This window comes from Paenirhodobacter sp. (assembly GCF_047600745.1).
Taxonomy (GTDB): Bacteria; Pseudomonadota; Alphaproteobacteria; order Rhodobacterales; family Rhodobacteraceae; genus Rhodobacter.
The window spans coordinates 1,747,924-1,773,061 of record NZ_JASGKI010000004.1 but is presented as its reverse complement, the minus strand read 5'-3'; the positions used below and the strand labels follow the sequence as shown (position 1 = coordinate 1,773,061).

Annotated in this window: 21 protein-coding genes, 1 tRNA gene and 1 pseudogene; 17 read left to right on the top strand and 6 right to left on the bottom strand. The window is 66.2% G+C overall.

Features of this window, described 5'->3' with window-relative positions; all coding sequences use genetic code 11:
- The first annotated feature begins 8 nt into the window (after positions 1 to 8).
- Positions 9 to 908, top strand: coding sequence for a DMT family transporter (locus QM789_RS17405; RefSeq protein ID WP_420353088.1), 900 nt, complete (start codon positions 9 to 11; stop codon positions 906 to 908).
- Positions 909 to 964: 56 nt separating this feature from the next.
- Positions 965 to 3,334, top strand: coding sequence for an ATP-dependent helicase (locus QM789_RS17400; protein WP_420353087.1), 2,370 nt, complete (start codon positions 965 to 967; stop codon positions 3,332 to 3,334).
- Here QM789_RS17400 and QM789_RS17395 read toward each other — a convergent pair.
- The gene (locus QM789_RS17395) at positions 3,331 to 4,164 is read right to left on the bottom strand and encodes an EamA family transporter (RefSeq protein ID WP_420353086.1); all 834 of its coding nucleotides are present in this window, start codon (positions 4,162 to 4,164) and stop codon (positions 3,331 to 3,333) included. The genes QM789_RS17400 and QM789_RS17395 overlap by 4 nt on opposite strands.
- A 223-nt stretch (positions 4,165 to 4,387) precedes the next feature.
- Between QM789_RS17395 and ileS the strand changes: the two genes are divergently transcribed.
- Positions 4,388 to 7,330 carry an isoleucine--tRNA ligase gene (gene ileS / locus QM789_RS17390; protein WP_420353085.1) on the top strand — a complete coding sequence of 981 codons (2,943 nt, stop codon included), beginning with the start codon at positions 4,388 to 4,390 and terminating at the stop codon, positions 7,328 to 7,330.
- A 247-nt stretch (positions 7,331 to 7,577) separates the two neighbouring features.
- Here ileS and QM789_RS17385 read toward each other — a convergent pair.
- Positions 7,578 to 7,662, bottom strand: a tRNA-Leu gene (locus tag QM789_RS17385).
- Positions 7,663 to 7,845: 183 nt separating this feature from the next.
- Here QM789_RS17385 and QM789_RS17380 point away from each other — a divergent pair.
- The 6 genes from QM789_RS17380 to mtgA all read left to right on the top strand — a co-directional run bounded on the left by QM789_RS17380 (position 7,846) and on the right by mtgA (position 17,304).
- Positions 7,846 to 8,832 (top strand): complex I NDUFA9 subunit family protein, encoded by a 987-nt coding sequence (locus tag QM789_RS17380; protein ID WP_420353084.1) that lies wholly within the window; start codon positions 7,846 to 7,848, stop codon positions 8,830 to 8,832.
- Between the two features lie 2 nt (positions 8,833 to 8,834).
- On the top strand, positions 8,835 to 9,635 hold the full coding sequence (locus tag QM789_RS17375) for an undecaprenyl-diphosphate phosphatase (protein ID WP_420353083.1): 801 nt from the start codon (positions 8,835 to 8,837) through the stop codon (positions 9,633 to 9,635).
- 162 nt (positions 9,636 to 9,797) lie between these two features.
- A complete protein-coding gene (locus tag QM789_RS17370) occupies positions 9,798 to 11,231 on the top strand; it encodes an NAD(P)-dependent oxidoreductase (RefSeq protein WP_420353082.1) in 1,434 nt (477 codons plus the stop codon).
- Between the two features lie 2 nt (positions 11,232 to 11,233).
- A complete protein-coding gene (locus QM789_RS17365; protein ID WP_420353081.1) occupies positions 11,234 to 11,950 on the top strand; it encodes a hypothetical protein in 717 nt (238 codons plus the stop codon).
- Positions 11,951 to 11,963: 13 nt separating this feature from the next.
- Entirely contained in the window at positions 11,964 to 16,502 is a 4,539-nt protein-coding gene (gene gltB, locus QM789_RS17360) for a glutamate synthase large subunit (protein WP_420353080.1), read from the top strand.
- A 64-nt stretch (positions 16,503 to 16,566) separates the two neighbouring features.
- Entirely contained in the window at positions 16,567 to 17,304 is a 738-nt protein-coding gene (mtgA, locus tag QM789_RS17355) for a monofunctional biosynthetic peptidoglycan transglycosylase (protein WP_420353079.1), read from the top strand.
- Between the two features lie 4 nt (positions 17,305 to 17,308).
- Here the strand turns inward: mtgA and msrA are convergent, their stop codons facing one another.
- Entirely contained in the window at positions 17,309 to 17,803 is a 495-nt protein-coding gene (gene msrA / locus QM789_RS17350; protein ID WP_420353078.1) for a peptide-methionine (S)-S-oxide reductase MsrA, read from the bottom strand.
- Entirely contained in the window at positions 17,800 to 18,249 is a 450-nt protein-coding gene (msrB, locus tag QM789_RS17345; protein WP_420353077.1) for a peptide-methionine (R)-S-oxide reductase MsrB, read from the bottom strand. Before msrB ends, msrA begins: the two co-directional genes overlap by 4 nt.
- Before the next feature lie 117 nt (positions 18,250 to 18,366).
- On the opposite strand from msrB, the gene QM789_RS17340 reads away from it, so the two are divergent.
- The 8 genes and pseudogenes from QM789_RS17340 (at position 18,367) to QM789_RS17305 (ending at position 23,030) form a co-directional block, all read left to right on the top strand.
- Entirely contained in the window at positions 18,367 to 18,981 is a 615-nt protein-coding gene (locus QM789_RS17340) for a ribonuclease D (protein ID WP_420353076.1), read from the top strand.
- Positions 18,962 to 19,922, top strand: a pseudogene (locus QM789_RS17335) (KpsF/GutQ family sugar-phosphate isomerase). The gene QM789_RS17340 and the pseudogene QM789_RS17335 overlap by 20 nt, the downstream one beginning before the upstream one ends.
- A complete protein-coding gene (gene lptC / locus QM789_RS17330; RefSeq protein WP_420353075.1) occupies positions 19,922 to 20,521 on the top strand; it encodes an LPS export ABC transporter periplasmic protein LptC in 600 nt (199 codons plus the stop codon). The pseudogene QM789_RS17335 and the gene lptC overlap by 1 nt, the downstream one beginning before the upstream one ends.
- A gap of 7 nt (positions 20,522 to 20,528) precedes the next feature.
- Positions 20,529 to 20,855, top strand: a complete 327-nt coding sequence (locus QM789_RS17325; protein ID WP_420353074.1) for an LptA/OstA family protein — start codon at positions 20,529 to 20,531, stop codon at positions 20,853 to 20,855.
- Between the two features lie 22 nt (positions 20,856 to 20,877).
- On the top strand, positions 20,878 to 21,012 hold the full coding sequence (locus QM789_RS17320; protein WP_420353073.1) for a hypothetical protein: 135 nt from the start codon (positions 20,878 to 20,880) through the stop codon (positions 21,010 to 21,012).
- Complete coding sequence (lptB, locus tag QM789_RS17315) at positions 21,009 to 21,740, top strand: LPS export ABC transporter ATP-binding protein (protein ID WP_420353072.1); 732 nt, start codon at positions 21,009 to 21,011, stop codon at positions 21,738 to 21,740. The genes QM789_RS17320 and lptB overlap by 4 nt, the downstream gene beginning before the upstream one ends.
- Before the next feature lie 213 nt (positions 21,741 to 21,953).
- On the top strand, positions 21,954 to 22,529 hold the full coding sequence (gene hpf / locus QM789_RS17310) for a ribosome hibernation-promoting factor, HPF/YfiA family (RefSeq protein ID WP_420353071.1): 576 nt from the start codon (positions 21,954 to 21,956) through the stop codon (positions 22,527 to 22,529).
- A 33-nt stretch (positions 22,530 to 22,562) separates the two neighbouring features.
- Positions 22,563 to 23,030, top strand: a complete 468-nt coding sequence (locus tag QM789_RS17305; RefSeq protein WP_420353070.1) for a PTS sugar transporter subunit IIA — start codon at positions 22,563 to 22,565, stop codon at positions 23,028 to 23,030.
- On the opposite strand, the gene QM789_RS17300 is transcribed toward QM789_RS17305, so the two are convergent.
- Positions 23,018 to 24,349, bottom strand: a complete 1,332-nt coding sequence (locus QM789_RS17300) for a nodulation protein NodH (protein WP_420353069.1) — start codon at positions 24,347 to 24,349, stop codon at positions 23,018 to 23,020. The genes QM789_RS17305 and QM789_RS17300 overlap by 13 nt on opposite strands.
- 6 nt (positions 24,350 to 24,355) lie before the next feature.
- Positions 24,356 to 25,054: a hypothetical protein gene (locus QM789_RS17295; RefSeq protein WP_420353338.1), complete on the bottom strand. Its 699-nt coding sequence runs from the start codon at positions 25,052 to 25,054 to the stop codon at positions 24,356 to 24,358.
- Positions 25,055 to 25,138: the final 84 nt, after the last annotated feature.

Below are 25,138 nucleotides of genomic sequence, written 5' to 3'. Positions count from 1 at the left end.
GTCATTTCATGACACCCACGCGGCCGGTTTTCGGCGTTCTGGCGGGGCTGGTGACGCTGGCGATCTGGACCAGCTGGATGGTCGGCACCCGGGTCGCGGTGGGCGGGCCGGGGTATTTCACGCCCTCGGTGCTGATCCTGATCCGGTTCGGCTTTACCGCGCTGCTGTTGCTGCCGGTGCTGTGGCGGATGCGGCTGGTGCCGCGCGCGGTGGGCTGGCCCGCGCGGATCGGACTGTTGTTTTCCGGCGCGCCCTATATCTTTCTGGTGGGCGCCGGGTTGCGCCATGCGCCGGTTGCCGATGTCGGGCCGCTGTTGCCGGGGACGGTGCCGCTGTGGGTGGCGGGGCTGTCGGCGCTGATCTTTGGCGAGCGGTTCGCGCCCGCGCGCAGGCTGGGCCTTGCGCTGATCGCGGCGGGGGTGGTGCTGATCGTCGCCACCGGTACGGGCGGCGCGGGGAACCGGCTTTTGGGCCATGCGCTGGTTCTGGCGGGGGCGCTTTCCTGGGCGGTCTATACCATCAGCCTGCGCGCCAGCGGCCTGAGCGGGATCGAGGCCACCGCCTATGTCGCCTTCTGGTCGCTGGTGCTGGCGCTGCCGGTGATGGCGCCGGGGCTGCCCGACGATCTTGCCCGCGCGGCGCAGGCGCCCCTGCCGCTCTGGATCGCGCAGATCCTGATTCAGGGGGTGCTGGCGGGCTTCGTCGCGCTGCTGACATTCGCCATGGCGGTGCGGATCATCGGCCCGTCGAAGACCGCGGCGATCACCGGGCTGTCGCCTGTCACCGCGATGCTGGTGGGGATTCCCGTCACCGGCGAGGTGCCGGGGCCGTTCCAGATCATTGCCTGCATCGGCATCGTTGTGGGGGTGGCGCTGGTGACCGGGGCGCTGCCTCTGGGGCGGAAGTGATCGAACGGAAAGGGAACATCCTTGGCTTCCGTGCTTTGGGTGGCTAGATTGCGCGCATGAGTGATTTTGACGATCCTTTCGAAGGGGCGGTGAGCCTCTCGCAACGCGCGATGGCGGCGCGGCCCGCGCCCTATCTGGACGGGCTGAACGAGGCGCAGCGCGCGGCGGTCGAGGCGCTGGATGGCCCGGTCTTGATGCTGGCGGGGGCGGGCACGGGCAAGACCCGGGCGCTGACGGCGCGGATCGCGCATCTGATCCACACCGGCAAGGCGCGCCCGAACGAGATCCTTGCCGTGACCTTCACCAACAAGGCCGCGCGGGAGATGAAGGACCGCATCGGCCGCCTGCTGGGCGATTCGGTCGAAGGGATGCCGTGGCTCGGCACCTTCCACTCGGTCTGCGTCAAGCTGCTGCGCCGCCATGCGGAGCTGATTTCGCGCGATGTGGGCGGGCGGGCGGATGATCTGGTCGAAACCGGCCATACCGCCACGCTGCGGCCGAATTTCACCATTCTGGATACCGACGACCAGATCCGGCTGATGAAGCAGTTGATCGTCGCCGCGAATATGGATGAAAAGCGCTGGCCCGCGCGCACGCTCGCCGGGCTGATCGACGGGTGGAAGAACCGCGCGCTGACGCCCGAAAAGGTGCCGTCATCGGAGGCGGGGGCCTTCAACCATCGCGGGACCGAGCTTTATGCCGCCTATCAGGACCGGCTGATCACGCTCAATGCGGTCGATTTCGGCGATCTGCTGCTGCATATGGTGACGATCTTCCAAAGCCGCCCGGATGTGCTGGAACAGTATCAGCGCTGGTTCCGCTATATTCTGGTGGACGAATATCAGGACACCAATATCGCGCAATACCTCTGGCTGCGGCTGCTGGCGCAGGGGCATCGCAACATCTGCTGCGTGGGGGATGACGACCAGTCGATCTATGGCTGGCGCGGCGCCGAGGTGGGCAATATCCTGCGCTTCGAGAAGGATTTTCCCGGCGCCAAGGTGGTCCGGCTCGAACAGAACTACCGCTCGACCGAGCATATCCTCGCGGCGGCGTCCCGGCTGATTTCGGCGAATGCGGGGCGGCTGGGCAAGACGCTCTGGACCGAGGCGAAGGGCGGCCAGAAGGTGCGCCTGATCGGCCATTGGGATGGCGAGGAAGAGGCGCGCTGGATCGGCGAGGAGATCGAGGCCCTGCGCCACGGCGCCCATGGCCTGCCGCCGATGCGGCTCGACGATCAGGCGATTCTGGTGCGCGCCTCGCATCAGATGCGGGCGTTCGAGGACCGCTTCCTGTCGATCGGCCTGCCCTATCGGGTGATCGGCGGCCCGCGCTTCTACGAGCGGTTGGAAATCCGCGATGCCATGGCCTATTTCCGGCTGGCGGTCTCGCCCGATGACGATCTGGCCTTTGAGCGCGTGGTGAACACGCCGAAGCGCGGCCTGGGCGAAAAGGCGCAGCAGGCGATCCAGCGCGTCGCGCGCGAGGCGGGCGTGGGGCTGGTCCTCGGCGCGCGGGGCGCGGTGCAGCAGGGCGTGATCTCGGGCAAGGCGGCGGGGCATCTGCGCGGCCTGGTCGAGGGGATCGGGCGCTGGCACGCGGCGGTGCTGGAGGGGGAAGACCATATCCGGCTGGCGGAGACCATTCTGGAGGAATCCGGCTACACCGAGATGTGGCTCAACGACAAGACGCCCGAGGCGCCCGGCCGGCTCGAAAACCTCAAGGAGCTGGTGAAGGCGCTGGAGCAGTTCGAGAACCTTCAGGGCTTTCTCGAACATGTCGCGCTGATCATGGACAATGACAGCGGCGAGGGCGAGGACAAGGTTTCGATCATGACTTTGCACGGGGCGAAGGGGCTGGAATTTCCGGTGGTCTTGCTGCCCGGCTGGGAGGATGGCCTGTTCCCGAGCCAGCGCGCGCTGGACGAGGGCGGGCAGAAGTCTTTGGAGGAAGAACGGCGGCTGGCCTATGTCGGCATCACCCGGGCGGAGCGGCTGTGCACCATTTCCTTTGCCGGTAACCGGCGGGTCTATGGTCAGTGGCAGTCGCAGATGCCGTCGCGGTTCATCGACGAACTCCCGGCGCGGCATGTCGATGTGCTGACGGCGCCGGGGCTTTATGGCGGGGGGATGCGGTCGAGCGGGATCGAGGAGCGCGCGACCCAGGCCGATGTCTACAATTCGCCGGGCTGGAAGCGGATGCAGTCGCGCGGCCCCGCCACGCCCGCGCGCAAACCCGTGGTGGTCGATGCCGAGCCGGTGCCGTTCCAGATCGGCGACCGAGTGTTTCACGTGAAATTCGGCTATGGCGAGGTGATGGAGGTCGATGGCGATACGCTGGTGATCGAATTCGACAAGGCCGGGCCGAAGCATGTGAAGGCCGGGTTCCTGAAACCCGCCGATCATGCAGATGACGTGCCGTTCTAGACCCGTGTCATCATCACCCCCGCCACGATCAGCCCGGCGGCCAGCGCCTTGCCGGGTGTCATCCTCTCGCGGAACACCAGCCAGCCGATCAGCACCGCGAACAGGATCGAGGTCTCGCGCAGCACGGCGACCAGCGCGATCGGCGCCCGCGTCATCGCCCAGACCGGCACGGCATAGGCGATATAGGAGATCAGCGCCGCCCCCACCGCCATCACCCATTCTCGCGGCACGGCGCGCAACAGGGTGGGGCGGTGCAACGCGGTGGCGGCGGAAAAGCTCGCGCCGCTGAACAGCAGAAGCCAGCCGACATAGCCGATGACATCGCCCGACACCCGCCCGCCGATCCCGTCGATCAGCGTATAGCTGGCGGTGGCGACGGCGGAGCCGAGCGCGAAGGGCAGCATCCGCAGACCCTCGCCGGTGCGGAAACTGTCGCGCGCCATGAACAGCAACCCGATCCCCAGCAGGCCGATCCCCAGATACCCCCCGGCCGAGATCTGGTCGATCGCGAACAGGGCGGAGACCAGCGCGACCAGCATCGGCGCCGTGCCGCGCGCCAGCGGATAGACCCGGCTGAGGTCGCCGCGCTGATAGGCCTGCGCGAGGCAGAATTTATAGGCCATCTGCGCGACGGTGGTGGCCGCGAGCCATTTCCACGCCGCCGGATGCGGCAAGGGCCGGCTGAGCGCGATCGCCGCGCCGATGCCCATTTCCGCCACCGACATCAGCGCCATCGTCCGCACCTTCGACCCGCCCCGGCGCAGGAGCGCGTTCCACACCGCATGCAACAGCGCGGCGCCCATCACGGCAAGAAAGACGGGAAGCGACATGACCCCTCCGGGACGGTGGATCCGTCTTCGCTATCCGGGGCGGGCGCGGCAGGCAAGAGCCCGCTTGCCGCGCACCGGCCCCTTGCCTATAAGGCGCGCATGATCCGGCACGCGCATATCCATCGAATTACCGGCCCGGCGCTCTGACGCGTCAGGGTTGCCGGGAGATGTGAGCCAGAAGCCAGGGGCGCCGGATTGCGCCCGTTCCCTACAGGACCATCCGATGACCAGCGAAACCACCACTGAAACGGGTGTCGACTACCGCGACACCGTTTTCCTGCCCGAAACCGATTTTCCGATGCGTGCCGGTCTGCCCGTGCGCGAACCCGAATGGCTGGCCCGCTGGGCGCGGCTCGACATCTATGGCCAGTTGCGCGCCAAGGGCGGCGCCCGCGCGCCCTTCGTGCTGCATGACGGCCCGCCCTATGCCAACGGCAACCTGCACATCGGCCATGCGCTGAACAAGACGATCAAGGATATCGTCGTGCGCTCGCATCAGATGATGGGGCATGATGCGCGCTATGTGCCGGGCTGGGACTGCCACGGCCTGCCGATCGAATGGAAGATCGAGGAGCAGTACCGCGCCAAGGGCCTCAACAAGGACGAGGTGGACAAGGTTGCCTTCCGGCAGGAGTGCCGCGCCTTCGCGCAGAAATGGGTGGGGATCCAGCGCGAGGAATTCAAGCGCCTGGGCGTGATCGGCAACTGGGACGATCCCTATCTGACGATGGACTACCACGCCGAGGCGGTGATCGCCGGGGAGTTCATGAAGCTTTTGATGAACGGCGCGCTCTATCAGGGCTCGAAGCCGGTGATGTGGTCGCCCGTCGAAAAGACCGCGCTGGCCGAGGCCGAGATCGAATATCACGACCACACCAGCCACACGATCTGGGTGCGGTTCAAGGTCGCCTCCGCCGGGACTTTCCCGGAACTGGACGGCTGCATGGATACGCAGCTGCTGCAATCCTCGGTGGTGATCTGGACGACGACGCCCTGGACCATCCCGCAAAACCGCGCGGTGGCCTATAGCGCGGGCATTGCCTATGGCCTGTATCGCGTCGATGCGGTGGATGAGAAATCCACGGCGGTCGTGGGCGAAACGCTGGTTCTGGCCGATGCGCTGGCCGAAAACGTCAAATCCGCGGCGAAGGTCACGGAATGGACCCGGCTGCGCGACGTGTCGCCCGCGGAATTCGAGGGCACCATTCTGGCGCACCCCTATCGCGGGGTGGAAGGCGGGAATGGCGAATGGGATTATGACGTGCCGATGCTGCCGGGCGAGCATGTGACGGATGATGCCGGGACGGGCTTTGTCCATACCGCGCCGTCGCATGGCGATGACGACTATCAGCTTGGCGTCAAATTCCACCTGCCGATGACCTATAACGTCGAGGCCGATGGCAGCTATCGCAAGGATCTGCCGATCTTCGGGGGCGAGGCGATCCTTGACCAGAACGGCAAGGAAGGCCCGGCGAACGTCTCGAACATCAAGCAGCTGGCCTATGCGGGTGCCCTGCTGGCGAAGGGCAAGATCAAGCACAGCTACCCGCATTCGTGGCGCTCGAAGGCGCCGGTGATCTATCGCAACACGCCGCAATGGTTCGCCGCGATCGACTTCGGCCTGCATGACGGCAAGGGTGAATACGGCGACACGATCCGCAAGCGCGCGCTGCGCTCGATCGAGGAGCTGGTGAAGTTCACCCCGCAATCGGGCCGCAACCGGCTGCATTCGATGATGGAAACCCGGCCCGACTGGGTGCTGAGCCGTCAGCGCGCCTGGGGCGTGCCGCTGGCCTGCTTCACCAGAAAGGGCGCGAAGCCGACCGATCCGGACTTCCTGCTGCGCGATGAGACGGTCAATGCCCGCATCGTCGCCGCCTTCGAAAAGGACGGCGCCGATGTCTGGTATGTGCCGGGCTTCAAGGAGCAGGTGCTGGCGGGTGTCGTCGATCCGGCGGGCTATGAGCAGGTGTTCGACGTGCTCGACGTGTGGTTCGATAGCGGCTCGACCCATGCCTTCGTGCTGCGCGACCGGCCCGATGGCACGCCGGACGGGATCGCGGATGTCTATCTTGAGGGCACCGACCAGCATCGCGGCTGGTTCCATTCCTCGATGCTGCAAGCCTGCGCCACGATCGGCCGCGCGCCCTATCGCAATGTGGTGACACATGGCTTCACGCTGGACGAGAAGGGCATGAAGATGTCCAAATCGCTTGGCAATACCGTCGCGCCGCAGCAGGTGATCGACGAATACGGCGCCGATATCCTGCGGCTCTGGGTGGCGCAGACCGATTACACCGCCGATCAGCGGATCGGGCCGAAGATCCTGAAGGGCACCGCCGACAGCTACCGGCGGCTGCGCAACACGCTGCGCTTCATGCTCGGCGCGCTGAAGGATTTCGACGAAGCCGAACGCCTGCCGGTGGCCGGGATGCCGGAACTGGAACGCTGGGTGCTGCACCGTCTGGCGGAGCTGGATGCGCAGGTGCGGGCGGATTACCGGGCGTTCAACTTCGCGGGGGTGTTCCAGGCGCTGTTCAACTTCTGCACGGTGGATCTGTCCTCCTTCTGGTTCGACGTGCGCAAGGATGCGCTGTATTGCGATGCGCCCGACAGCCCGCGCCGCCGCGCCGCGCGGACGGTGATGGACCTGCTGTTCCACCACCTGACGACCTGGCTCGCGCCGATCCTGCCCTTCACGATGGAAGACGTCTGGCTCAGCCGTTTCCCGTCGGAGGATGGCTCGGTGCATTTGCAGGATTTCGTCCCGGTTCCGGCGGAGTGGCGCGATGCCGCGCTTGCCGCGAAATGGGAGGGGATCCGCCGCGCCCGCCGCGCCGTCACCGCCGCGCTGGAGGTACAGCGCACGGCCAAGGTCATCGGTGCCTCGCTTGAGGCCGCGCCGGTGGTGCATGTCGAGGATGCCGATCTGGCCGGGGCGCTGCGGTCGGCGGATTTCGCCGATCTGTGCATCACTTCGGGCCTGACGCTCAGCACCGATCCCGCTCCGGCGGAGGCCTTCCGCCTGCCCGAAGTGCCGGGAGTCGCGGTGGTCTTCGAGCCCGCGCAGGGCGAGAAATGCGAGCGCTGCTGGAAGATCCTGCCCGATGTGGGCACGCACCGGCACCCGCATACCTGCGCGCGCTGCGACAGCGTGCTGGGCTGATCCTTCGCGAACGGGCGCCCCTGCGGCGCCCGTTTGATTTTGGCGCATCGGTGACACCCTATCCCCGCCCGTGGAACACCAGCCGGGGCGACCGCTCCCGATTTTCAATCCCCGCGCCTGTGGGCGGCGCGGCCCGTAGTCGGGCAGGCGAACGCCATGCGGGGCGGCGCTATTGTCGGGGGCGATGTCAGGGCCGGAAAAGACGAAGGCCGCCCGACCCGAGGGTCGAACGGCTTTTCGCGGGATTTGGTGCCCAGAAGAGGACTCGAACCTCCACGCCTTGCGGCACACGGACCTGAACCGTGCGCGTCTACCAATTCCGCCATCTGGGCGTCTTCGTGAGCCGGGGTTTACCGGGGCGCTTGGGGAGTGTCAACAGCCATACCGACGATTTTTGCGCAATCTTTTCGCGCCTTCGGAACGCGATCGTGCGAATTGTCCCATCCCCCTTGTTCCAACAGGGGGTTGGCGGTAATCAGGGAAGGATTTCAAGGCGACCGAGGGGTCCGGAACCGATGTCCAAACTTGTCACGATCTACGGCGGCAGCGGCTTTCTGGGCCGCTACATCGCGCGGCGGCTGGCCCGGGAGGGCTGGCGCATCCGCATCGCCTGCCGCCGTCCGAACGAAGCCCTGTTCACGAAGCCCTATGGCGCGGTCGGCCAGGTCGAGCCCGTGCTGTGCAACATCCGCGATGCCGCAAGCGTGCGCGCCGCGATGCAGGGGGCCGATGCGGTGGTGAACTGTGTCGGTATCCTGGCCGAAAGCGGCAAGAACCGTTTTGACGCCGTGCATGTCGAGGGCGCGCGCCTGATCGCGCGGACCGCGGCGGAACTGGGTGTCGCGCGGCTGGTCCATGTCTCCGCGCTCGGCGCGGATGCGGAGTTGTCCAGCGCCTATGCGCGGTCCAAGGCGGCGGGCGAGGCCGCGGTGCGCGGCGCCTTCCCGTCGGCGGTGATCCTGCGGCCTTCGGTGATGTTCGGCACCGAGGACCATTTCTTCAACAAGCTCGCCGCGCTGTCCCTGATCGGGCCGGTGATGGCGGTCGTGGCGCCGAAGACCCGGCTGCAACCGGTCTATGTCGATGACGTGGCGCGGGTGGCGGTGCTGGCGCTCGACGGCGGGGTCGAGGGCACCTGTGAACTCGGCGGGCCGGATGTGGATACGATGCGCGGCCTGGCGACCCGGATGCTGGGTGTGATCGAGCGGCGCCGTGGCGTGATCGGCCTGCCCGGTTTTGTCGCCGCGATCATCGCGACCCTCGGCGACACGGTGCAGGGCGCGACCTTCGGGCTGGTCAGCAACAAGCTGCTGACGCGCGACCAGCTCCGCGGGCTGAAGGTGGACAACATCGTCTCGCCCGATGCGCAGAGCTTCGATACGCTCGGCATCGTGCCGACGGCCATGGGCGCGGTGCTGCCCGATTATCTGTGGCGGTTCCGCAAGAGCGGCCAATATGAGGCGATCAAGGCCTCGGCGAAAAACCTGCGTAAGACACTCTGATCATGAACGATACCATCGTAGCGGGTATTCTGGGGCTTCTTGAAGGCCTTACGGAATTCCTTCCCGTCTCCTCGACCGGCCACATCCTGTTGGCCGGTCATTTTCTTGGCTTCCATTCGACCGGCAAGACCTTCGAGGTGGTGATCCAGCTCGGCGCCATCTTCGCGATCGTCGGCGTCTATGCAAAGCGGCTGGCCGCCGTCTTCGCCGCCGCGCCGCATGATCCGCAGGCCCGGCGGTTCATCCTGTCGATCTTCCTGGCCTTCCTGCCGGCGGTGGTGATCGGCGTGCTGGCGCATGGCTTCATCAAGACGGTGCTGTTCGAGACGCCGATGCTGATCGCGGTCATGCTGATCCTGGGCGGTTTCGTGCTGCTGTGGGTCGACCGGATGAAGCTCACGGTGCGCCATGACGATGCGATGCGGCTGCCGATTTCGGCCGCGGTGAAGATCGGCTTCTTCCAGTGCCTCGCGATGGTTCCGGGGGTGTCGCGCTCGGGGTCCACCATCGTGGGCGCCATGCTTTTGGGCGTTTCAAAGCGCGCTGCCGCGGAATTCAGCTTTTTCCTGTCGATGCCGACGATGGCGGGCGCTTTCGCCTATGATCTTTATAAAAACCGTGATGCGCTGAATGCGGGCGACATGAACCTGATCGCGGTCGGGTTCGTTGCGGCCTTCATCGCGGCGGTGATCGTGGTGCGGGGGCTGCTCGGGTTCGTCAGCAAGCATGGCTACGGCCTGTTCGGCTGGTGGCGAATCATCGTCGGAACGATTGCGCTGTTCGCACTTCTGGCGGGCTACTGACAGATAGGTAATACAAGCTGTCCTACATTTCCGATCCGCCGGATGCAATTCTTCCGGCGGATTTGTTTTTTACCGTATTTGGGTCAGTATTGATGACTTTTAATTGGTTTTGAAGCGGTGTAGGTGTGTCGCACCCACACAGGCATCCTGGGAGGCGCAGCCATGGCTCAGCAACGCATGCTCAAATTCGTTCACACCGCGCGGGAAACCCCCGAAAAGCGCGATGCCACGGCGAGGTCGCATGATTTCCATGAGATCTACCGCGAATTTGCGGATGCGAAGGCGGCCGAGCAGGCCAGCCGGTGCAGCCAGTGCGGCGTGCCCTACTGCCATACGCATTGCCCGCTGCATAACAACATCCCGGACTGGCTGCGCCTGACCGCCGAGGGGCGGCTGGAAGAAGCCTATGCGATCAGCCAGGCGACGAATACCTTCCCGGAAATCTGCGGCCGGATCTGCCCGCAGGACCGGCTGTGCGAAGGCAATTGCGTGATCGAACAATCGGGCCACGGCACGGTGACGATCGGCGCGATCGAGAAATACATCACCGATACCGCCTGGGACATGGGTTGGGTCAAGCCGATCCGGCCGGGTGTCGAGCGTGCGGAGAGTGTCGGCATCATCGGCGGCGGCCCGGGCGGCCTGGCGGCGGCGGATGTGCTGCGCCGCGCGGGGGTGCAGGTGACGGTCTATGAACGGTCGGACCGCGCGGGCGGGCTGCTGACCTATGGCATCCCCGGCTTCAAGCTGGAAAAGGACATCGTGATGAGCCGCGTGAAGCAGCTCGAAGAGGGCGGTGTGGAATTCGTGCTGAACTGCAATGTCGGCGTGGATCTGTCCTTTGACGCGATCCGGGGCAAGCATGATGCGGTGCTGATCGCGACGGGGGTTTACAAGACCCGCGAGCTCACCGATCCGGGTGCGGAGGCGGCGGGGATCGTGCGCTCGATCGACTATCTCACCGCGTCGAACAAGAAGAGCTTCGGCGATGACGTGCCGGAATTCGAGGATGGCACCCTGAACGCCGAGGGCAAGCGCGTGATCGTCGTCGGCGGCGGCGACACGGCGATGGACTGCGTGCGCACCGCGATCCGGCAGGGCGCGACCTCGGTCAAATGCCTTTACCGCCGCGACCGGGCGAACATGCCGGGTTCGCAGCGCGAGGTGCAGAACGCCGAGGAAGAGGGCGTCGAATTCGTCTGGCTCGCGGCGCCGAAGGGGTTCAGCGGCAATCCGGTCTCGAAAGTGTCGATCCAGAAGATGCGCCTTGGCGCGCCGGATGCCTCGGGCCGCCAGTCGCCCGAACCGATCGAGGGCGGGATCTACGAGGAAGAGGCCGATCTGGTGATCAAGGCGCTCGGCTTCGAGCCCGAGAACCTGCCGCAGATGTGGGGCGTCGATGCGCTGGAGACCACCCGTTGGGGCACGGTCAAGGCCGATTTCGGCACCCATGCGACCTCGCTGCCCGGCGTTTACGCGGTGGGCGACATCGTGCGCGGCGCTTCGCTGGTGGTCTGGGCGATCCGGGACGGTCGCGAGGCCGGAGCGGAGATCGTCAGATACCTCGACGGCGCGGGACGCGTCGCGGCCGAGTGAGGATGGCGATGCTTGTGCGCGCGGCACTGATTGCGATCGTGGCGGGGGCCGGCCCCGCCGCAGCCGGGGCGGCGTTTCAGCCGCCGCGCGGCTGCACGCTGGACGTCACGGTTCAGAGCCATTCCTGCCAGGTGGCGAATCTGTATCGCTGTTCCGGCGATCCGGCGGGGGACCGCTGGATTTCCTATGCGGATGGCGAGGGGGAATATTTCCGGACCCATATCGACCGCGAAACCCGCTGGCTGGAAAGCATCGACCTGAATACCGGAACGGTCGATCTGCTGGATCCGGCGAGCTCTGCGGATGCGGCGTCCTTCTCCACGCTGCTGGCGACGGGGCGGGACGACTATGATTTCGTCACCCTGTCGAACATGGGGGATGTGCGGCGCTATGTCGGCCATGACCGGCTGACGGGGCGGGTGCAGACCATCGACAAGGTGCCGCTGGAACAGACGGAATTCGAGCTGAAGGTGCTGGATGCGGAGGGCAACCTGATCGCCACCCGCACGGGCACGCAGTTCATCAGCCGCGAGATGCGGGTGTTCTTCGGCGACCGCGAGACGTTTGAAAACGCGCAAGGCGACAGCGTTTCGACCTTCGAGGCGCCGGTGAGTTTCGCCTTTCCCGGCGACAAGGGTTTTGGCGCGGCCAAACCCGACCATGACTGCGACATGATGATGACTGGCGTGTCGCCCATCCCGACGCAACCCACTCTCTGAGGAGGCACTAGACATGACGAAATACGACGAGGCCTGGGTCGCCGCAGAGGAAGCCAAGCGCAAGTGGATGGCGGAGCATTCGCTGTTCCGCGAGGAGGACGAGCATGCTTCCTGCGGTGTCGGGCTGGTGGTGTCGCTCGACGGCAAGGCGAGCCGCAAGGTCGTCAATTCCGGGATCGAGGCGCTGCGCTCGATCTGGCACCGCGGCGCGGTCGATGCGGATGGCAAGACCGGCGACGGCGCGGGCATCCATGTGCAGATCCCGGTGCCGTTCTTCTACGATCAGGTTCGCCGCACCGGGCATGAGCCCGACATGGACAAGCTGATCGCGGTCGGTCAGGTCTTCCTGCCGCGCACGGATTTCGGCGCGCAGGAACGCTGCCGCACGATCGTGGAAACCGAAGTGCTCCGCATGGGGCATTACATCTACGGCTGGCGCCACGTTCCGGTGAACACCGACGTTCTGGGCGAAAAGGCCAATGCCACACGGCCCGAAATCGAACAGATCCTGATCCGCTGCGAAAAGGACATCGACCCGGAGGCCTTTGAGCGCGAGCTTTACATCATCCGCCGCCGGATCGAGAAGGCCGCCATCGCGGCGCAGATCTCGGGGCTGTATATCTGTTCGCTGTCCTGCCGCAGCATCATCTACAAGGGGATGATGCTGGCCGAACATGTGTCGGAATTCTATCCGGACCTGAAGGACGAGCGGTTCGAGAGCGCCTTCGCGATCTATCACCAGCGCTATTCCACCAACACCTTCCCGCAATGGTGGCTGGCGCAACCGTTCCGCATGCTGGCCCATAACGGCGAGATCAACACGCTCAAGGGCAACATCAACTGGATGCAGTCGCACGAGATCCGCATGGCCTCGACGGCCTTCGGCGACATGGCCGAGGACATCAAGCCGATCATCCCCTCGGGTTCGTCCGATACCGGCGCGCTGGATGCGGTGTTCGAGGTGATGGTGCGCTCCGGGCGGTCCGCGCCGATGACGAAGACGATGCTGGTGCCCGAGGCCTGGTCGAAGGCCACCACCGACATGCCGAAGAAGTGGCAGGACATGTATGCCTACTGCAATTCGGTGATGGAGCCCTGGGACGGCCCCGCCGCGCTGGCGATGACGGATGGCCGTTGGGTCTGCGGCGGGCTCGACCGCAACGGGCTGCGGCCGATGCGCTATGTCATCACCGGCGACGGGCTCCTGATCGCGGGGTCGGAGGCCGGGATGGTTCCGGTCGACGAAATGAACGTGCGCGAAAAGGGCGCGCTCGGGCCGGGGCAGATGATCGCCGTCGACATGCGCGAGGGCAAGCTCTACCACGACCGCGAGATCAAGGACCGGCTCGCCAACAGCCAGCCCTTCGGCGAATGGGTCGAGAATGTGGTCGATCTGAACGCGATCATGCGCGACGTGCCGGAGAAGCACATCTTCAGCGGTGCCGAACTGCGCAAGCGGCAGATCGCGGCGGGCTATTCGGTGGAGGAACTGGAACAGATCCTCGCGCCGATGGCGGAAGACGGCAAGGAGGCGATCGCCTCGATGGGCGACGACACGCCGCCCGCGGTACTCTCGAAACAATACCGCCCGCTGAGCCATTTCTTCCGGCAGAACTTCTCCCAGGTCACCAACCCGCCGATCGACAGCCTGCGCGAAAGCCGGGTGATGTCGCTGAAGACGCGGTTCGGCAACCTGAAGAACGTGCTCGACGAAGACAGTTCGCAGACCGAGATCCTGATCCTCGAATCGCCCTTCATCGCGACGGCGGAATACGAGCAGATGCTCAAGGTCTTCGGCGAGGCGGTGACGGTGATCGACTGCACCTTCCCGGCGGGCGAGGATAACGAATCGCTGCACCGCGGGCTGGAACGGATCCGGGCCGAGGCGGAGGATGCCGTCCGTTCGGGCGCGATGCACCTTGTCCTGACGGATGAATTCCAGTCGCCGGAAAAGGTCGCGATGCCGATGATCCTCGCGACCAGCGCGGTGCATTCGTGGCTGACGCGCAAGGGGCTGCGGACCTTCACCTCGGTCAACGTGCGCTCGGCGGAATGTATCGACCCGCATTATTTCGCGGTGCTGATCGGCGCGGGGGCGACCACGGTGAACCCCTATCTGGCGCAGGATTCGATCGCCGACCGGATCGAGCGCGGGTTGCTGTCGGGCTCGCTCGTCGACAACATGCGCCGCTACCGCGATGCGATCGACGCGGGCCTGTTGAAGATCATGGCGAAGATGGGGATCTCGATCATCTCCTCCTATCGCGGCGGGCTGAACTTCGAGGCGGTGGGCCTGTCCCGCGCGATGGTGGCGGAATATTTCCCCGGCATGCATTCGCGGATTTCCGGCATCGGCGTGCATGGGATCCAGCACAAGCTGGAGCAGGTCCATGCCAAGGGCTGGAAGGGCGGGCAGGACGTGCTGCCGATCGGCGGCTTCTACAAGGCGCGGCGCACCGGCGAAAAGCACGCCTGGGAAGCGCAGACCATGCACCTGTTGCAGGCCGCCTGCGACCGGGCGAGCTATGACCTGTGGAAGCAGTATTCCGCGCTGATGCGGGCCAATCCGCCGATCCATCTGCGCGACCTTCTGGACATCAAGACGCTGGGCAAGCCGGTGCCGATCGAGGAGGTGGAGAGCATCACCTCGATCCGGAAGCGGTTCATCACGCCCGGCATGTCGCTCGGCGCGCTGTCGCCCGAGGCGCACAAGACGCTGAACGTCGCGATGAACCGGATCGGCGCGAAATCCGATAGCGGCGAGGGCGGCGAGGATCCGGCGCATTTCGTGCCCGAACCGAACGGCGACAACCCGTCGGCGAAGATCAAGCAGGTGGCTTCGGGCCGGTTCGGCGTCACGGCCGAATACCTGAACCATTGCGAGGAACTGGAAATCAAGGTCGCGCAGGGGGCGAAGCCCGGCGAGGGCGGCCAGCTTCCGGGCATGAAGGTGACCGAACTGATCGCGCGGCTGCGGCATTCGACCAAGGGCGTGACGCTGATCTCGCCGCCGCCGCACCACGACATCTATTCGATCGAAGACCTCGCGCAGCTGATCTATGACCTGAAGCAGATCAACCCGCGCGCCAAGGTCACGGTGAAGCTGGTGTCGATGTCGGGCGTCGGTACCATCGCCGCCGGGGTGGCGAAGGCGAAGGCGGATGTGATCCTGATCTCCGGCCACAACGGCGGGACGGGGGCCTCTCCGGCGACCTCGATCAAATTCGCGGGGCTGCCGTGGGAAATGGGCCTGACCGAGGCGCATCAGGTTCTGGCGATGAACAAGCTGCGCGAGCGGGTGACGCTGCGCACCGATGGCGGGTTGCGCACCGGGCGCGATATCGTCATGGCGGCGATGATGGGGGCCGAGGAATACGGCATCGGCACCGCCGCGCTGATCGCGATGGGCTGCATCATGGTGCGGCAATGCCAGTCGAACACCTGTCCGGTGGGCGTCTGCGTGCAGGATCCGGTGCTGCGGGCGAAATTCGCCGGCACGGCGGACAAGGTGGTGAACCTGATCACCTTCTACGCGCAGGAGGTGCGCGAGATCCTCGCCTCGATCGGCGCGCGCTCGATGGACGAGATCATCGGCCGGGCCGATCTGCTGACGCAGGTCAGCCGCGGGTCCGCGCATCTGGACGATCTGGACCTCAACCCGCTGCTGATCACCGTCGATGGCTGGGACAAGATCGTTTACGATCGGTCGAAGCCGCGTAACTTCGTGCCCGACACGCTGGATGCCGAAATCGTCAAGGACGGCGCGCGGTTCTTCGAGGATGGCGAGAAGATGCAGCTGTCCTACGCCGTGCGGAACACCTCGCGCACCATCGGCACCCGGGCGTCGAGCCATATCGTCAAGAACTTCGGGATGCGCAACGCGCTGCAACCCGACCATCTGACGGTGAAGCTGACGGGCTCGGCGGGGCAGTCGCTCGGTGCTTTCGCGGCGCCGGGGCTGAAGATCGAGGTCTCGGGCGATGCCAACGACTATGTGGGCAAGGGGCTTTCGGGCGGCATCATCGTGGTGCGTCCGGCAATGTCCTCGCCGCTGGTGGCCTCCGAGAACACGATCATCGGCAATACGGTGCTTTATGGCGCGACGGATGGCTATCTGTTCGCGGCGGGCCGGGCGGGGGAACGCTTCGGGGTGCGGAACTCGGGCGCCAAGGTGGTGATCGAGGGCTGCGGCACCAACGGTTGCGAATACATGACCGGCGGTGTCGCGGTGATTCTGGGCCGGATCGGCGCGAATTTCGGCGCCGGGATGACCGGGGGCATGGCCTATCTCTATGATCCCGAAGGCGTCGCCGTGGATTACATGAACCTGGAAAGCATCGTCACCAACCCGATCGGCCATCCGCATTGGGAAGCGCAGCTGAAGGGCCTGATCGAGCGCCACGCCAAGGAAACCGGGTCGCGCAAGGCGCAGGACATCTTGCAGAACTGGGAGGCGGAGCGGGCGAATTTCCTTCAGGTCTGCCCGAAGGAAATGCTCGCGCATCTGCCCTTCCCGCTCAGCGATGCGCCGCAGGCGGTGCCCGCGGAATGATCCGGGGGCGGGGCCACGCGGCCCCGCCCTTTTCCGTTTGACCTGCCCCGTCCCGGCATGACTTATGGCCCGCATGGCAGAGCGCAAGACATCCCCTTCCCGATCCCCCGTCCGGGCCGCTGCGGCGGGCCTGCTGGCACCGTGGCGCTGGCTGCTGCGCCGGGTGGCGCGGGTTGCGCTGATCGCGGCGGCGGTCGTGCTGGCGCTGGTGCTGCTGTTCCGCTTCGTCAACCCGCCGATGAATTACTACATGTGGTCGGAATCGCGCCGGCTGGGCGGGATCGACCAGAACTGGGTGGGGATGGAGGATATTGCGCCGGTGCTGGCGCGTTCCGTCGTGGCCGCGGAGGACGCGAATTTCTGCCGCCACTGGGGGTTCGACATGCGGGCGATCCGGCAGGCGATGGAGGCGGGGGGCGAACGCGGCGCCTCGACCATCACGCAGCAGGTGGTGAAGAACGTCTTCCTGTGGCAGGGCCGAAGCTGGCTGCGCAAGGCGGTGGAGGCGGGCCTGACCCCGGTGGTCGAAATCCTGTGGCCGAAGCAGCGGATCCTTGAGGTCTACCTGAACGTCGCGGAATTTTCCGAAGGGGTGTTCGGCGTGGATGCGGCGGCCTACCACTATTTCAAGACCTCGCCCGACAAGCTCACGCCCCGGCAGGCCGCGCTTCTGGCGGCGCTGCTGCCCGATCCGAAGGGGCGCTCGGCGTCGAAGCCCTCGGGCTTCGTCAGCCGCCGCGCCCATGCGATTCAGGATGGCGCGGCGACGATCCGGCGCGATGGCCGCGCCGGCTGTTTCTGACCGCTCAGCGTTTCGGCAGCACCCAATCGGGCCGGATCCGGTGGCAGGTATAGCCGTCGGGGATCCGCTCCAGGTAATCCTGATGCTCGGGTTCGGCCTGCCAGAACGGCCCCGCGGGGGCGAGCTCGGTCACCACCTGCCCGGGCCAGAGGCCGGAGGCATCGACATCGGCGATGGTATCCTCGGCCACCGCCTTTTGCGCATCGTCCGTGTAGAAGATCGCCGAACGGTAGGAGGGGCCGATGTCATTGCCCTGCCGGTTCGGCGTGGTCGGGTCGTGGATCTGGAAGAAGAATTCCAAAAGCCGCCGGTAGCTGATCCGCGCCGGGTCGAAGGTGATCTCGATCGCCTCGGCATGGGTGCCGTGGTTGCGGTAGGTGGCGTTCGGAACCTCGCCCCCGGTATAGCCGACGCGGGTCGCAACCACGCCGGGCAGCTTGCGGATCAGATCCTGCATGCCCCAGAAGCAGCCGCCCGCCAGAATCGCCTTTTCCATCATTCATCCTCCAGAAGCGGCAGGAATTCGCCGTAACCCTCGGCCTCCATCCGGTCCTTCGGGACGAAACGCAGGCTGGCCGAGTTGATGCAGTAGCGCAGCCCGCCGCGTTCCGGCGGCCCGTCCGGGAAGACATGGCCCAGATGGCTGTCGGCGAATTTCGAGCGGATTTCGACCCGGTTCATGCCATGGCTCAGGTCGCGATGCGCCGAGACCATCTCCTGTTCGATCGGCTTCGTGAAGGAGGGCCAGCCGCAATGGCTGTCGAACTTGTCGGCGGAGGTGAAGAGCGGCTCCCCCGACACGATATCGACATAAAGCCCGGGGGCGTGGTTGTCGGTATATTCCCCGGTAAAGGCGCGCTCGGTGCCGCTTTCCTGGGTGACATGATACTGCTCGGGCGTCAGCTTCGCCAGCGCCTCGGGGGTTTTCGCATAGGTCTTGGCCATCGCGCCTCTCCGTAAGGGTCCGGACACACATTTGGCCTGCCGCGCGGAAAAATCCAGATGGTGGCAAAGCCCGGAGGGAGAGCGTATATGACGGCAGGACCACAGGGAAGGGCGCGCATGACCATCCATCTGCACAGGGGCGACCTGCCCGAAGGGCTGGATCTTGGCCCGATCGTCGCGATCGACACCGAGACGATGGGCCTTGATCCGCGACGCGACCGGCTGTGCCTGGTGCAGCTTTCGGCCGGGGATGGCGATGCGCATCTGGTGCAGATCGCGCGGGGGCAGCGCGAAGCACCGAACCTGTGCCGCCTGCTCGCCGATCCGGCGGTGGAGAAGCTGTTCCATTTCGCGCGGTTCGACATCGCCGCGCTGTTCAATGCCTTTGGCGTGGTGACGGCGCCAGTGTTCTGCACCAAGATCGCGTCGAAAATGGTGCGCACCTATACCGACCGGCAGGGCCTGAAATACCTGCTGTCGGAACTGATCGGGGTGGATATCTCGAAGCAGCAGCAGACATCGGACTGGGGCGCGCCGGAATTGACGCAGGCGCAGCTCGAATATGCCGCCTCGGATGTGCTGTATCTGCACCGAGCGCGGGCGGTTCTGGCCGAGCGGCTGGAGCGCGAGGGCCGCAGCGCGCTGGCGCGGGCCTGTTTCGATTTCCTGCCCGCACGGGCGCAGCTCGATCTGCTGGGCTGGGAGGAGCCGAATGACATCTTCCACCACTGAGAACTATCTGGATACCGCGCGGCAGGTGATCGCCGACGAGGAAACCGGCCTGCGGCTCTTGCGCGAGGGGCTGGGCAACAGCTTCGTCGCCGCGGTCGAGGTGATCCTGAAGGCGCGGGGCCGGGTGATCGTCTCGGGCATGGGTAAGTCGGGCCATATCGCACGCAAGATCGCGGCGACCTTCGCCTCTACCGGCACGCCCGCGCAATTCGTCCATCCGGCCGAGGCCAGCCACGGCGATCTGGGCATGGTGACGCCGGAGGATGTGGCGCTGGTGCTGTCGAATTCGGGGGAGACGCCGGAGCTTGCCGACCTCATCGCGCATACCCGGCGGTTCGCGATTCCGCTGATCGGGGTGGCGTCGAAGGCGGAGTTCGACGTTGCTGCGGCAGTCGGACGTGGCGCTGGTCCTGCCAAAGGCGCCGGAGGCGGATGGCTCGGGCGTGGTGCCGACGACCTCGACCACGATGACGCTGGCGCTTGGCGATGCGCTGGCCGTCGCGCTGATGCGGCATCGCAAGTTCACGCCCGAGGATTTCCGCACCTTCCATCCGGGCGGCAAGCTGGGCGCGCGGCTGTCGAAGGTCTCCGACCTGATGCACGCCGACATGCCGCTGGTATCCGAGGCCACGCCGATGTCTGAGGCGCTGCTGGAAATCAGCCGCAAGGGCTTCGGCGTCGTCGGCGTGACGGATGCCGGGGGGCGGCTGATCGGGATCATCACCGACGGCGACCTGCGGCGCCATATGGAGGGGCTGCTCTCCCATACCGCCGCCGAGGTGATGACCCGCAACCCGCGCTCCATCGCGCCCGATGCGCTGGCCGAAGCCGCCGTCGCGGTGATGAACCAATACAAGATCACCTCGCTTTTCGCCGTTACCGATGGCCTGCCGCGGGGGATCGTCCATATCCATGACTGTCTGCGCGCCGGGGTGGTCTGATGGTCTATGACAACCGCCATTCGCGTCTGGTCGCGCTGGCGAAGCTGGTGCTGCCGCTGGCGGCGCTGGCGCTGTTGTCGACGCTGTTTCTGGTGTCCGAACGGGTCGATCCGTCGCTGGCCTCGCTTTATGCCGATGTCGATGTGGACGAACTCGCGCGCGAACAGCGTATCGGCACGCCGCAATTTGCGGGGATGACCGAGGATGGCGCCGCCGTGATGGTGCGCGCGAGTGCCGCCCTGCCCGATGTGGACGCGACCGGCGCCACCGCGCGGGACATGGTGGCGCGGATCGAGGCGAAGGACGGCCTGAGCGCCGACATCATCGCGAAGACCGGGCGGATCGACCCGGCCGGAGGGCAGGTGCTGCTGTCGGGGGGCGTGGCGATGCAGACCTCGACCGGCTACCGGATGCACACGCCGGAGATGACGCTCCGGACGGATCGCAGCCGGGTTACCGCGCCCGCGAAGGTCCGGGCGGAGGCGCCCTTCGGCACGATCGACGCGGGGGCGATGGAGCTTTCCCGCCCGTCGGCGGAAACCCCTTACGATCTGGCCTTCAAAGATGGTGTGAAGCTGATATATCAGCCGCAGGAATGAGGTTTTCATGCGCTTCTCCCCAATTCTCGCCCTCTTCGTCCTGCTGGCCGCGCCGGCCCTTGCGCAGCAGGTGGCCTTTGGCGGGCTGAAGGCCGATGCCAAGGCCCCGGTCGAGGTCACGGCGGACAGCCTCAACATCAATCAGGCCGATGGCACCGCCGTGTTCAGCGGCAATGTGCTGGTGGTACAGGGCGGCATGCGGATGCAGGCGGCGGCGATCCGCGTGGGCTATGCGCTGGACGACCGCACGAAGATCCAGACGATGACGGCGACCGGCGGCGTAACGCTGGTTTCTCCGACCGAGGCCGCCGAATTCGAAGGAGGCGGTCTATGACGTCGCGGGCGGGTCGGTGGTGATGACGGGCGATGTGGTGCTGAAACAGGGGCCGAATGTGATGTCGGGCCAGAAACTGATGGTCGATCTGCGCTCGGGCACCGGGCGGATGGATGGCCGGGTGCGGACGATCCTGCAACCGGGATCGGCGCGATGAGCAGCGGCGGGCTGCGCGTCACCAAGCTGCGCAAGAGCTACAAGAAGCGCATGGTGCTGCGCGATGTCGGGCTGGAGCTGAACCGGGGCGAGGTGGTGGCGCTTCTGGGCCCGAACGGGTCGGGCAAGACCACCTGCTTCTATGCGATCGCCGGGCTGATCCAGCCCGACGCCGGGCAGGTGCTGATCGACGGGGTGGAGGCGACCGGCCTGCCGATGTATCGCCGCGCGCGGCTCGGCATCGGCTATCTGCCGCAGGAGGCGTCGATCTTTCGCGGGCTGACGGTCGAACAGAACATCATGGCGGTGCTGGAAATCGCCGTGCCCGAATCGCACCGCCGCCGCGAGCGGCTGGAGGAGTTGCTGGGCGATTTCTCGATCGAATACCTGCGGCAGGCGCCCGCGCTCGCGCTTTCGGGCGGCGAGCGGCGGCGGGTGGAGATCGCGCGCTGCCTGGCGGCCGATCCGAAATACCTGCTGCTCGACGAACCCTTCGCCGGGGTCGATCCGATCGCGGTGAACGAGATCCGCACCCTGGTCAGCCACCTCAAGGAACGCGGCATCGGCGTGCTGATCACCGACCACAACGTGCGCGAGACGCTCGATATCGTCGAGCGCGCCTATATCCTGCACGATGGCCATGTGCTGATGTCGGGCACCGCCGAAGAGGTGGTGCGGGACGAAAACGTCCGCCGCGTCTATCTGGGCGAGAACTTCCGCATCGGCTGAGTGCCGCAGTGCAGCGACAGTCCCCCGTTGACTTCCGCGGCAATCCGTTCCCACACTGGCACATGCGTAAACACCGCCCCCTTCCCCGGACGACCGCGCAGGCTGCTTTCGTGGCCCCGCCGTCCTGTGGCGGTGGTGCGCGCAAGGCCCATTCCCGAAAGGGTCAACCAGCCTGCCGCCTTCGCGGCGGGTCTCTGACGTGAAGGAGAAGTCATGCGTTACCAGATCAGCGGGAAACAACTCGACATCGGTGAGGCGCTGCAAAGCCATGTGAAGACCGCGCTTGGCGAGACGGTCGACAAATACATGCAGCGGCCGACGGATGCGACGGTCGTCTTCTCGAAGAACGCGCATGAATATGTCTGCGAAGCGACGGTTCATCTGTCGACCGGGCTGACGGCCTCGGCTTCGGGGCGCGCGGGCGAGATCTATCCCGCCTTTGAAGCCTGCCGCGAAAAGATGGACAAGCAGCTGCGCCGCCACAAGCGCCGCCTGAAGGACCATTCGCGCGAACGTTCGCAGCCGGTTGAATTCGGCTCCGCCGACCTGTATGTGCTCGCCGCGGACGAAGACGAGACGCAGGATCAGGCCGACAGCCTTTCGCCGGTCATCGTCGCCGAGATGGAGACGCGGGTGCCCACGCTCTCGGTCGGCGAGGCGGTGATGCAGATGGAACTGGCCGGCAAGCCGCTCCTTGTCTTCCGCAACGAGAAACATGGCGGGGTGAATGTGGTCTACAGCCGCGATGACGGGCACGTCGGCTGGATCGACCCGCGCAACAGCAAGTGAGCGTCTGACATGGCGGACGCGGAAAAAGGACAGATGGATCTTTCCAACCTGCTCAAGCCGGATGCGGTGAAGGTGCTCTCCACCGTGACCAGCAAGAAGCGTCTGTTTCAGGACCTCGGTGACATCGCGCATTCAGCCTACGGGCTGGATGCGATCCAGACGGTCGATGCGTTGCAGGAGCGCGAGGCGCTCGGGCCGACCGGCGTCGGCCATGGCGTCGCGCTGCCGCATGCGCGGCTGCATGGGCTGAAATCGGTGGTGGGCGTGTTCCTGCGGCTGGAAAAGGCGCTGGATTTCGATGCGGTCGACCGGCTGCCGGTGGATCTGGTCTTCGCGCTGTTCGCGCCGAAGGATTCGGGCGTCGATCACCTGAAGGCGCTGGCGCTGGTATCGCGCACGATGCGCAACGCCGAAGTCTGCGCCAAGCTGCGGGCGAATACCGATCCGGCGGCGCTGCATGCGGTGCTGACCGCGGCGGCGGGCGGCGTTCAGGCCGCCTGATACTCCCCGAAACCGAACTGCATGAAGTCGCGCGGGTAAGCCTCCCGCGCGGCTTTTTGCAACGCGGGCGTGGGGATCAGCGCGGGTACCGGATCGGGCAGGGGGGTGAAGGCGGGCGCCCCGGGGGCGAGCCAGCCCAGATCGCGCGGCAGATCCTCTTCGCGTGCGATCAGGTCGGGCGTCGCGAATTGCCCGAGCCCCTGCATCAGCGCCGATTGGCTCGCCCAGAGCGGCGAGACCGGCAGGCTGGTCTGCCCGTTCAGGTTCGCCTTGATCCAGCCGAGGAACGGCTCCAGCGCCTCCGGCCCCAAGGCCAGGCGGTAGCTTTCGCGCAAGACGTCGCGCACATGGCCCATGTCGTCGCGCGTCAGCACCGCATGCAGCGCCAGATGCGCGCGCAGCAGCGGATGGCGCAGCACGGTGAAGCTGCGATGGCCGGGATGGCGGCGCTTCCACTGCCGCAGGGTCTTTTGCGAAAAGCCGCGCTCGACCGGGCCGAGCCCCGCCAGCCACTCCGCCACGCCCGGCACATCGGGCCGCAGCGGCATGTAGAGCAGCCCGCCCGCCGCGAGGAAGCCGGGCACGTTCGGCCCCCGGCGCGGCTCGAAATTCGGGGTGCGCGACAGGTTGAACCGGTCGAGCCGCGCCAGCGCCGCCGACATCTGCGCGAAATTCCCGACCTTGGCCTCGATCGGCTCGGGGTTCTGCACCACCAGCGAATCGGGCAGCGCCGCGAGCCGCCCTTCCACCCCCAGCCAGGCGGCGAGACCGTTCAGCACCTCCAGATCCTGAAGGTCGTCGTAATCGACATAGAAGGCCGACTGGCCCGAGGTCTGAAGCCCGTGCAGGATGTGGATCTGGAACCCCTGCACCGCGGCCAGATGCGCCTCGAACCCGGCGGGGTCGAACTCCGCACGGACGGATTTGCGGTTGCGCGCATCGCCCAGCTTCCACTGCCCGGTGGCGCGGGCGATTTGCAGGCTGACATAGCTTTCGACCGGATTGCGGGTCAGTACGATCTTCGCGCAGGCCGGATCCGCCAGCATCGGCGCCAGCAGGCGGGGGTCATGGTCGTGGAAATAGCGGCAGCCGTTCAGCCCCGGCGCCGCCTTGATCCGCGCCCAGAGCGCCAGCGGATCGGCATCCCGTTCGGCCCGCGTCATGCCCAGCAACGCGCTCCGCTTCGGATAGCCGATCAGCGCGGGGTTGAATGCCTCGCCATGGCAGGTCACGCCGGGGAGCGCGTTCAGCGCCGCCTCCAGCAGGTTCGACCCGGTGCGCATCCCGGCCAGAACGACGAAACTTTCGAAATGCGGCATGGTCCCTTACCCGATGCGGCCAGCGCCGCCCCTCTCTTCGATGACATGGAAATCCGGCTGCATCCCGGCATCGCGCAGATCTTCCAGAAACCCGGAAAGCCCCGCAAGATCAACCGGCTCCGGCAGCGGCTGATCCGTGATTTCGGCCAGCGGCGCGGGATCGGCAGCGGCTTCGGCCAGCGTCCAGATCCGCACCCGCGCCCGGACATGGGGCGAGCGCAGGATCTCCAGTTGCTGCCGCTCCGTCCGCTGAAGCCGGGCGGCGGTTGACCGCAGCGATGCGGCGGGGATACCTGCGCGGAACAACGGCACCGCCCAGGCGCCGCTGATGACGAAGATCCGCGCATTCGGATCGCTCGCTACGGCCCAGTCGATCAGCGGCCGGTCGCGGGCCGAGGACATCAGGCATTGCTCCACCCCGCCCGCATTCCAGAGCAGATTGCGCAGGAAAGCCCGTGGGTTATAGTCGCGCAGCGGGGCCGCATCGCTCAGGCAGCCCGCCGCCATCGTCGCGCCATCGGCGAATTCGGCCCGTTCGGGCGCGAACAGGTGCCCATGCACCGGCCCCGGCATCTGCTGCGCCAGCCAGCGCTGGAAATTCGGGAACAGGTCGGTGAAGCCGTGAAAGATCGTATAGGGGCCGCGCGTGCCCTCTCCGGGAAAGCGGCTCTGCATCTCCAGACCGGCGCGGCCCCTGCGCCGCAGGTGGTCGGCGCGGTCGAACAGGCGGTTCAGCGCGGCAGGTTGCGGCGCGGCCCCCCCCCCGCCCCGGCGCGGGGGCGAGAAAGG

Excerpts from the sequence above, each read along its gene's own strand:
- QM789_RS17400 (WP_420353087.1), top strand. The coding sequence starts at position 965 with ATGAGTGATTTTGACGATCCTTTCGAAGGGGCGGTGAGCCTCTCGCAA.
- mtgA (WP_420353079.1), top strand. The coding sequence starts at position 16,567 with ATGGCCCGCATGGCAGAGCGCAAGACATCCCCTTCCCGATCCCCCGTC.
- msrB (WP_420353077.1), bottom strand. The coding sequence starts at position 18,249 with ATGGCCAAGACCTATGCGAAAACCCCCGAGGCGCTGGCGAAGCTGACG.
- QM789_RS17405 (WP_420353088.1), top strand. The coding sequence starts at position 9 with ATGACACCCACGCGGCCGGTTTTCGGCGTTCTGGCGGGGCTGGTGACG.
- QM789_RS17340 (WP_420353076.1), top strand. The coding sequence starts at position 18,367 with ATGACCATCCATCTGCACAGGGGCGACCTGCCCGAAGGGCTGGATCTT.
- QM789_RS17395 (WP_420353086.1), bottom strand. The coding sequence starts at position 4,164 with ATGTCGCTTCCCGTCTTTCTTGCCGTGATGGGCGCCGCGCTGTTGCAT.
- QM789_RS17365 (WP_420353081.1), top strand. The coding sequence starts at position 11,234 with ATGGCGATGCTTGTGCGCGCGGCACTGATTGCGATCGTGGCGGGGGCC.
- msrA (WP_420353078.1), bottom strand. The coding sequence starts at position 17,803 with ATGATGGAAAAGGCGATTCTGGCGGGCGGCTGCTTCTGGGGCATGCAG.
- hpf (WP_420353071.1), top strand. The coding sequence starts at position 21,954 with ATGCGTTACCAGATCAGCGGGAAACAACTCGACATCGGTGAGGCGCTG.
- lptC (WP_420353075.1), top strand. The coding sequence starts at position 19,922 with ATGGTCTATGACAACCGCCATTCGCGTCTGGTCGCGCTGGCGAAGCTG.
- lptB (WP_420353072.1), top strand. The coding sequence starts at position 21,009 with ATGAGCAGCGGCGGGCTGCGCGTCACCAAGCTGCGCAAGAGCTACAAG.
- QM789_RS17300 (WP_420353069.1), bottom strand. The coding sequence starts at position 24,349 with ATGCCGCATTTCGAAAGTTTCGTCGTTCTGGCCGGGATGCGCACCGGG.
- QM789_RS17380 (WP_420353084.1), top strand. The coding sequence starts at position 7,846 with ATGTCCAAACTTGTCACGATCTACGGCGGCAGCGGCTTTCTGGGCCGC.
- QM789_RS17370 (WP_420353082.1), top strand. The coding sequence starts at position 9,798 with ATGGCTCAGCAACGCATGCTCAAATTCGTTCACACCGCGCGGGAAACC.
- QM789_RS17325 (WP_420353074.1), top strand. The coding sequence starts at position 20,529 with ATGCGCTTCTCCCCAATTCTCGCCCTCTTCGTCCTGCTGGCCGCGCCG.
- ileS (WP_420353085.1), top strand. The coding sequence starts at position 4,388 with ATGACCAGCGAAACCACCACTGAAACGGGTGTCGACTACCGCGACACC.
- QM789_RS17375 (WP_420353083.1), top strand. The coding sequence starts at position 8,835 with ATGAACGATACCATCGTAGCGGGTATTCTGGGGCTTCTTGAAGGCCTT.
- gltB (WP_420353080.1), top strand. The coding sequence starts at position 11,964 with ATGACGAAATACGACGAGGCCTGGGTCGCCGCAGAGGAAGCCAAGCGC.
- QM789_RS17305 (WP_420353070.1), top strand. The coding sequence starts at position 22,563 with ATGGATCTTTCCAACCTGCTCAAGCCGGATGCGGTGAAGGTGCTCTCC.
- QM789_RS17320 (WP_420353073.1), top strand. The coding sequence starts at position 20,878 with ATGACGGGCGATGTGGTGCTGAAACAGGGGCCGAATGTGATGTCGGGC.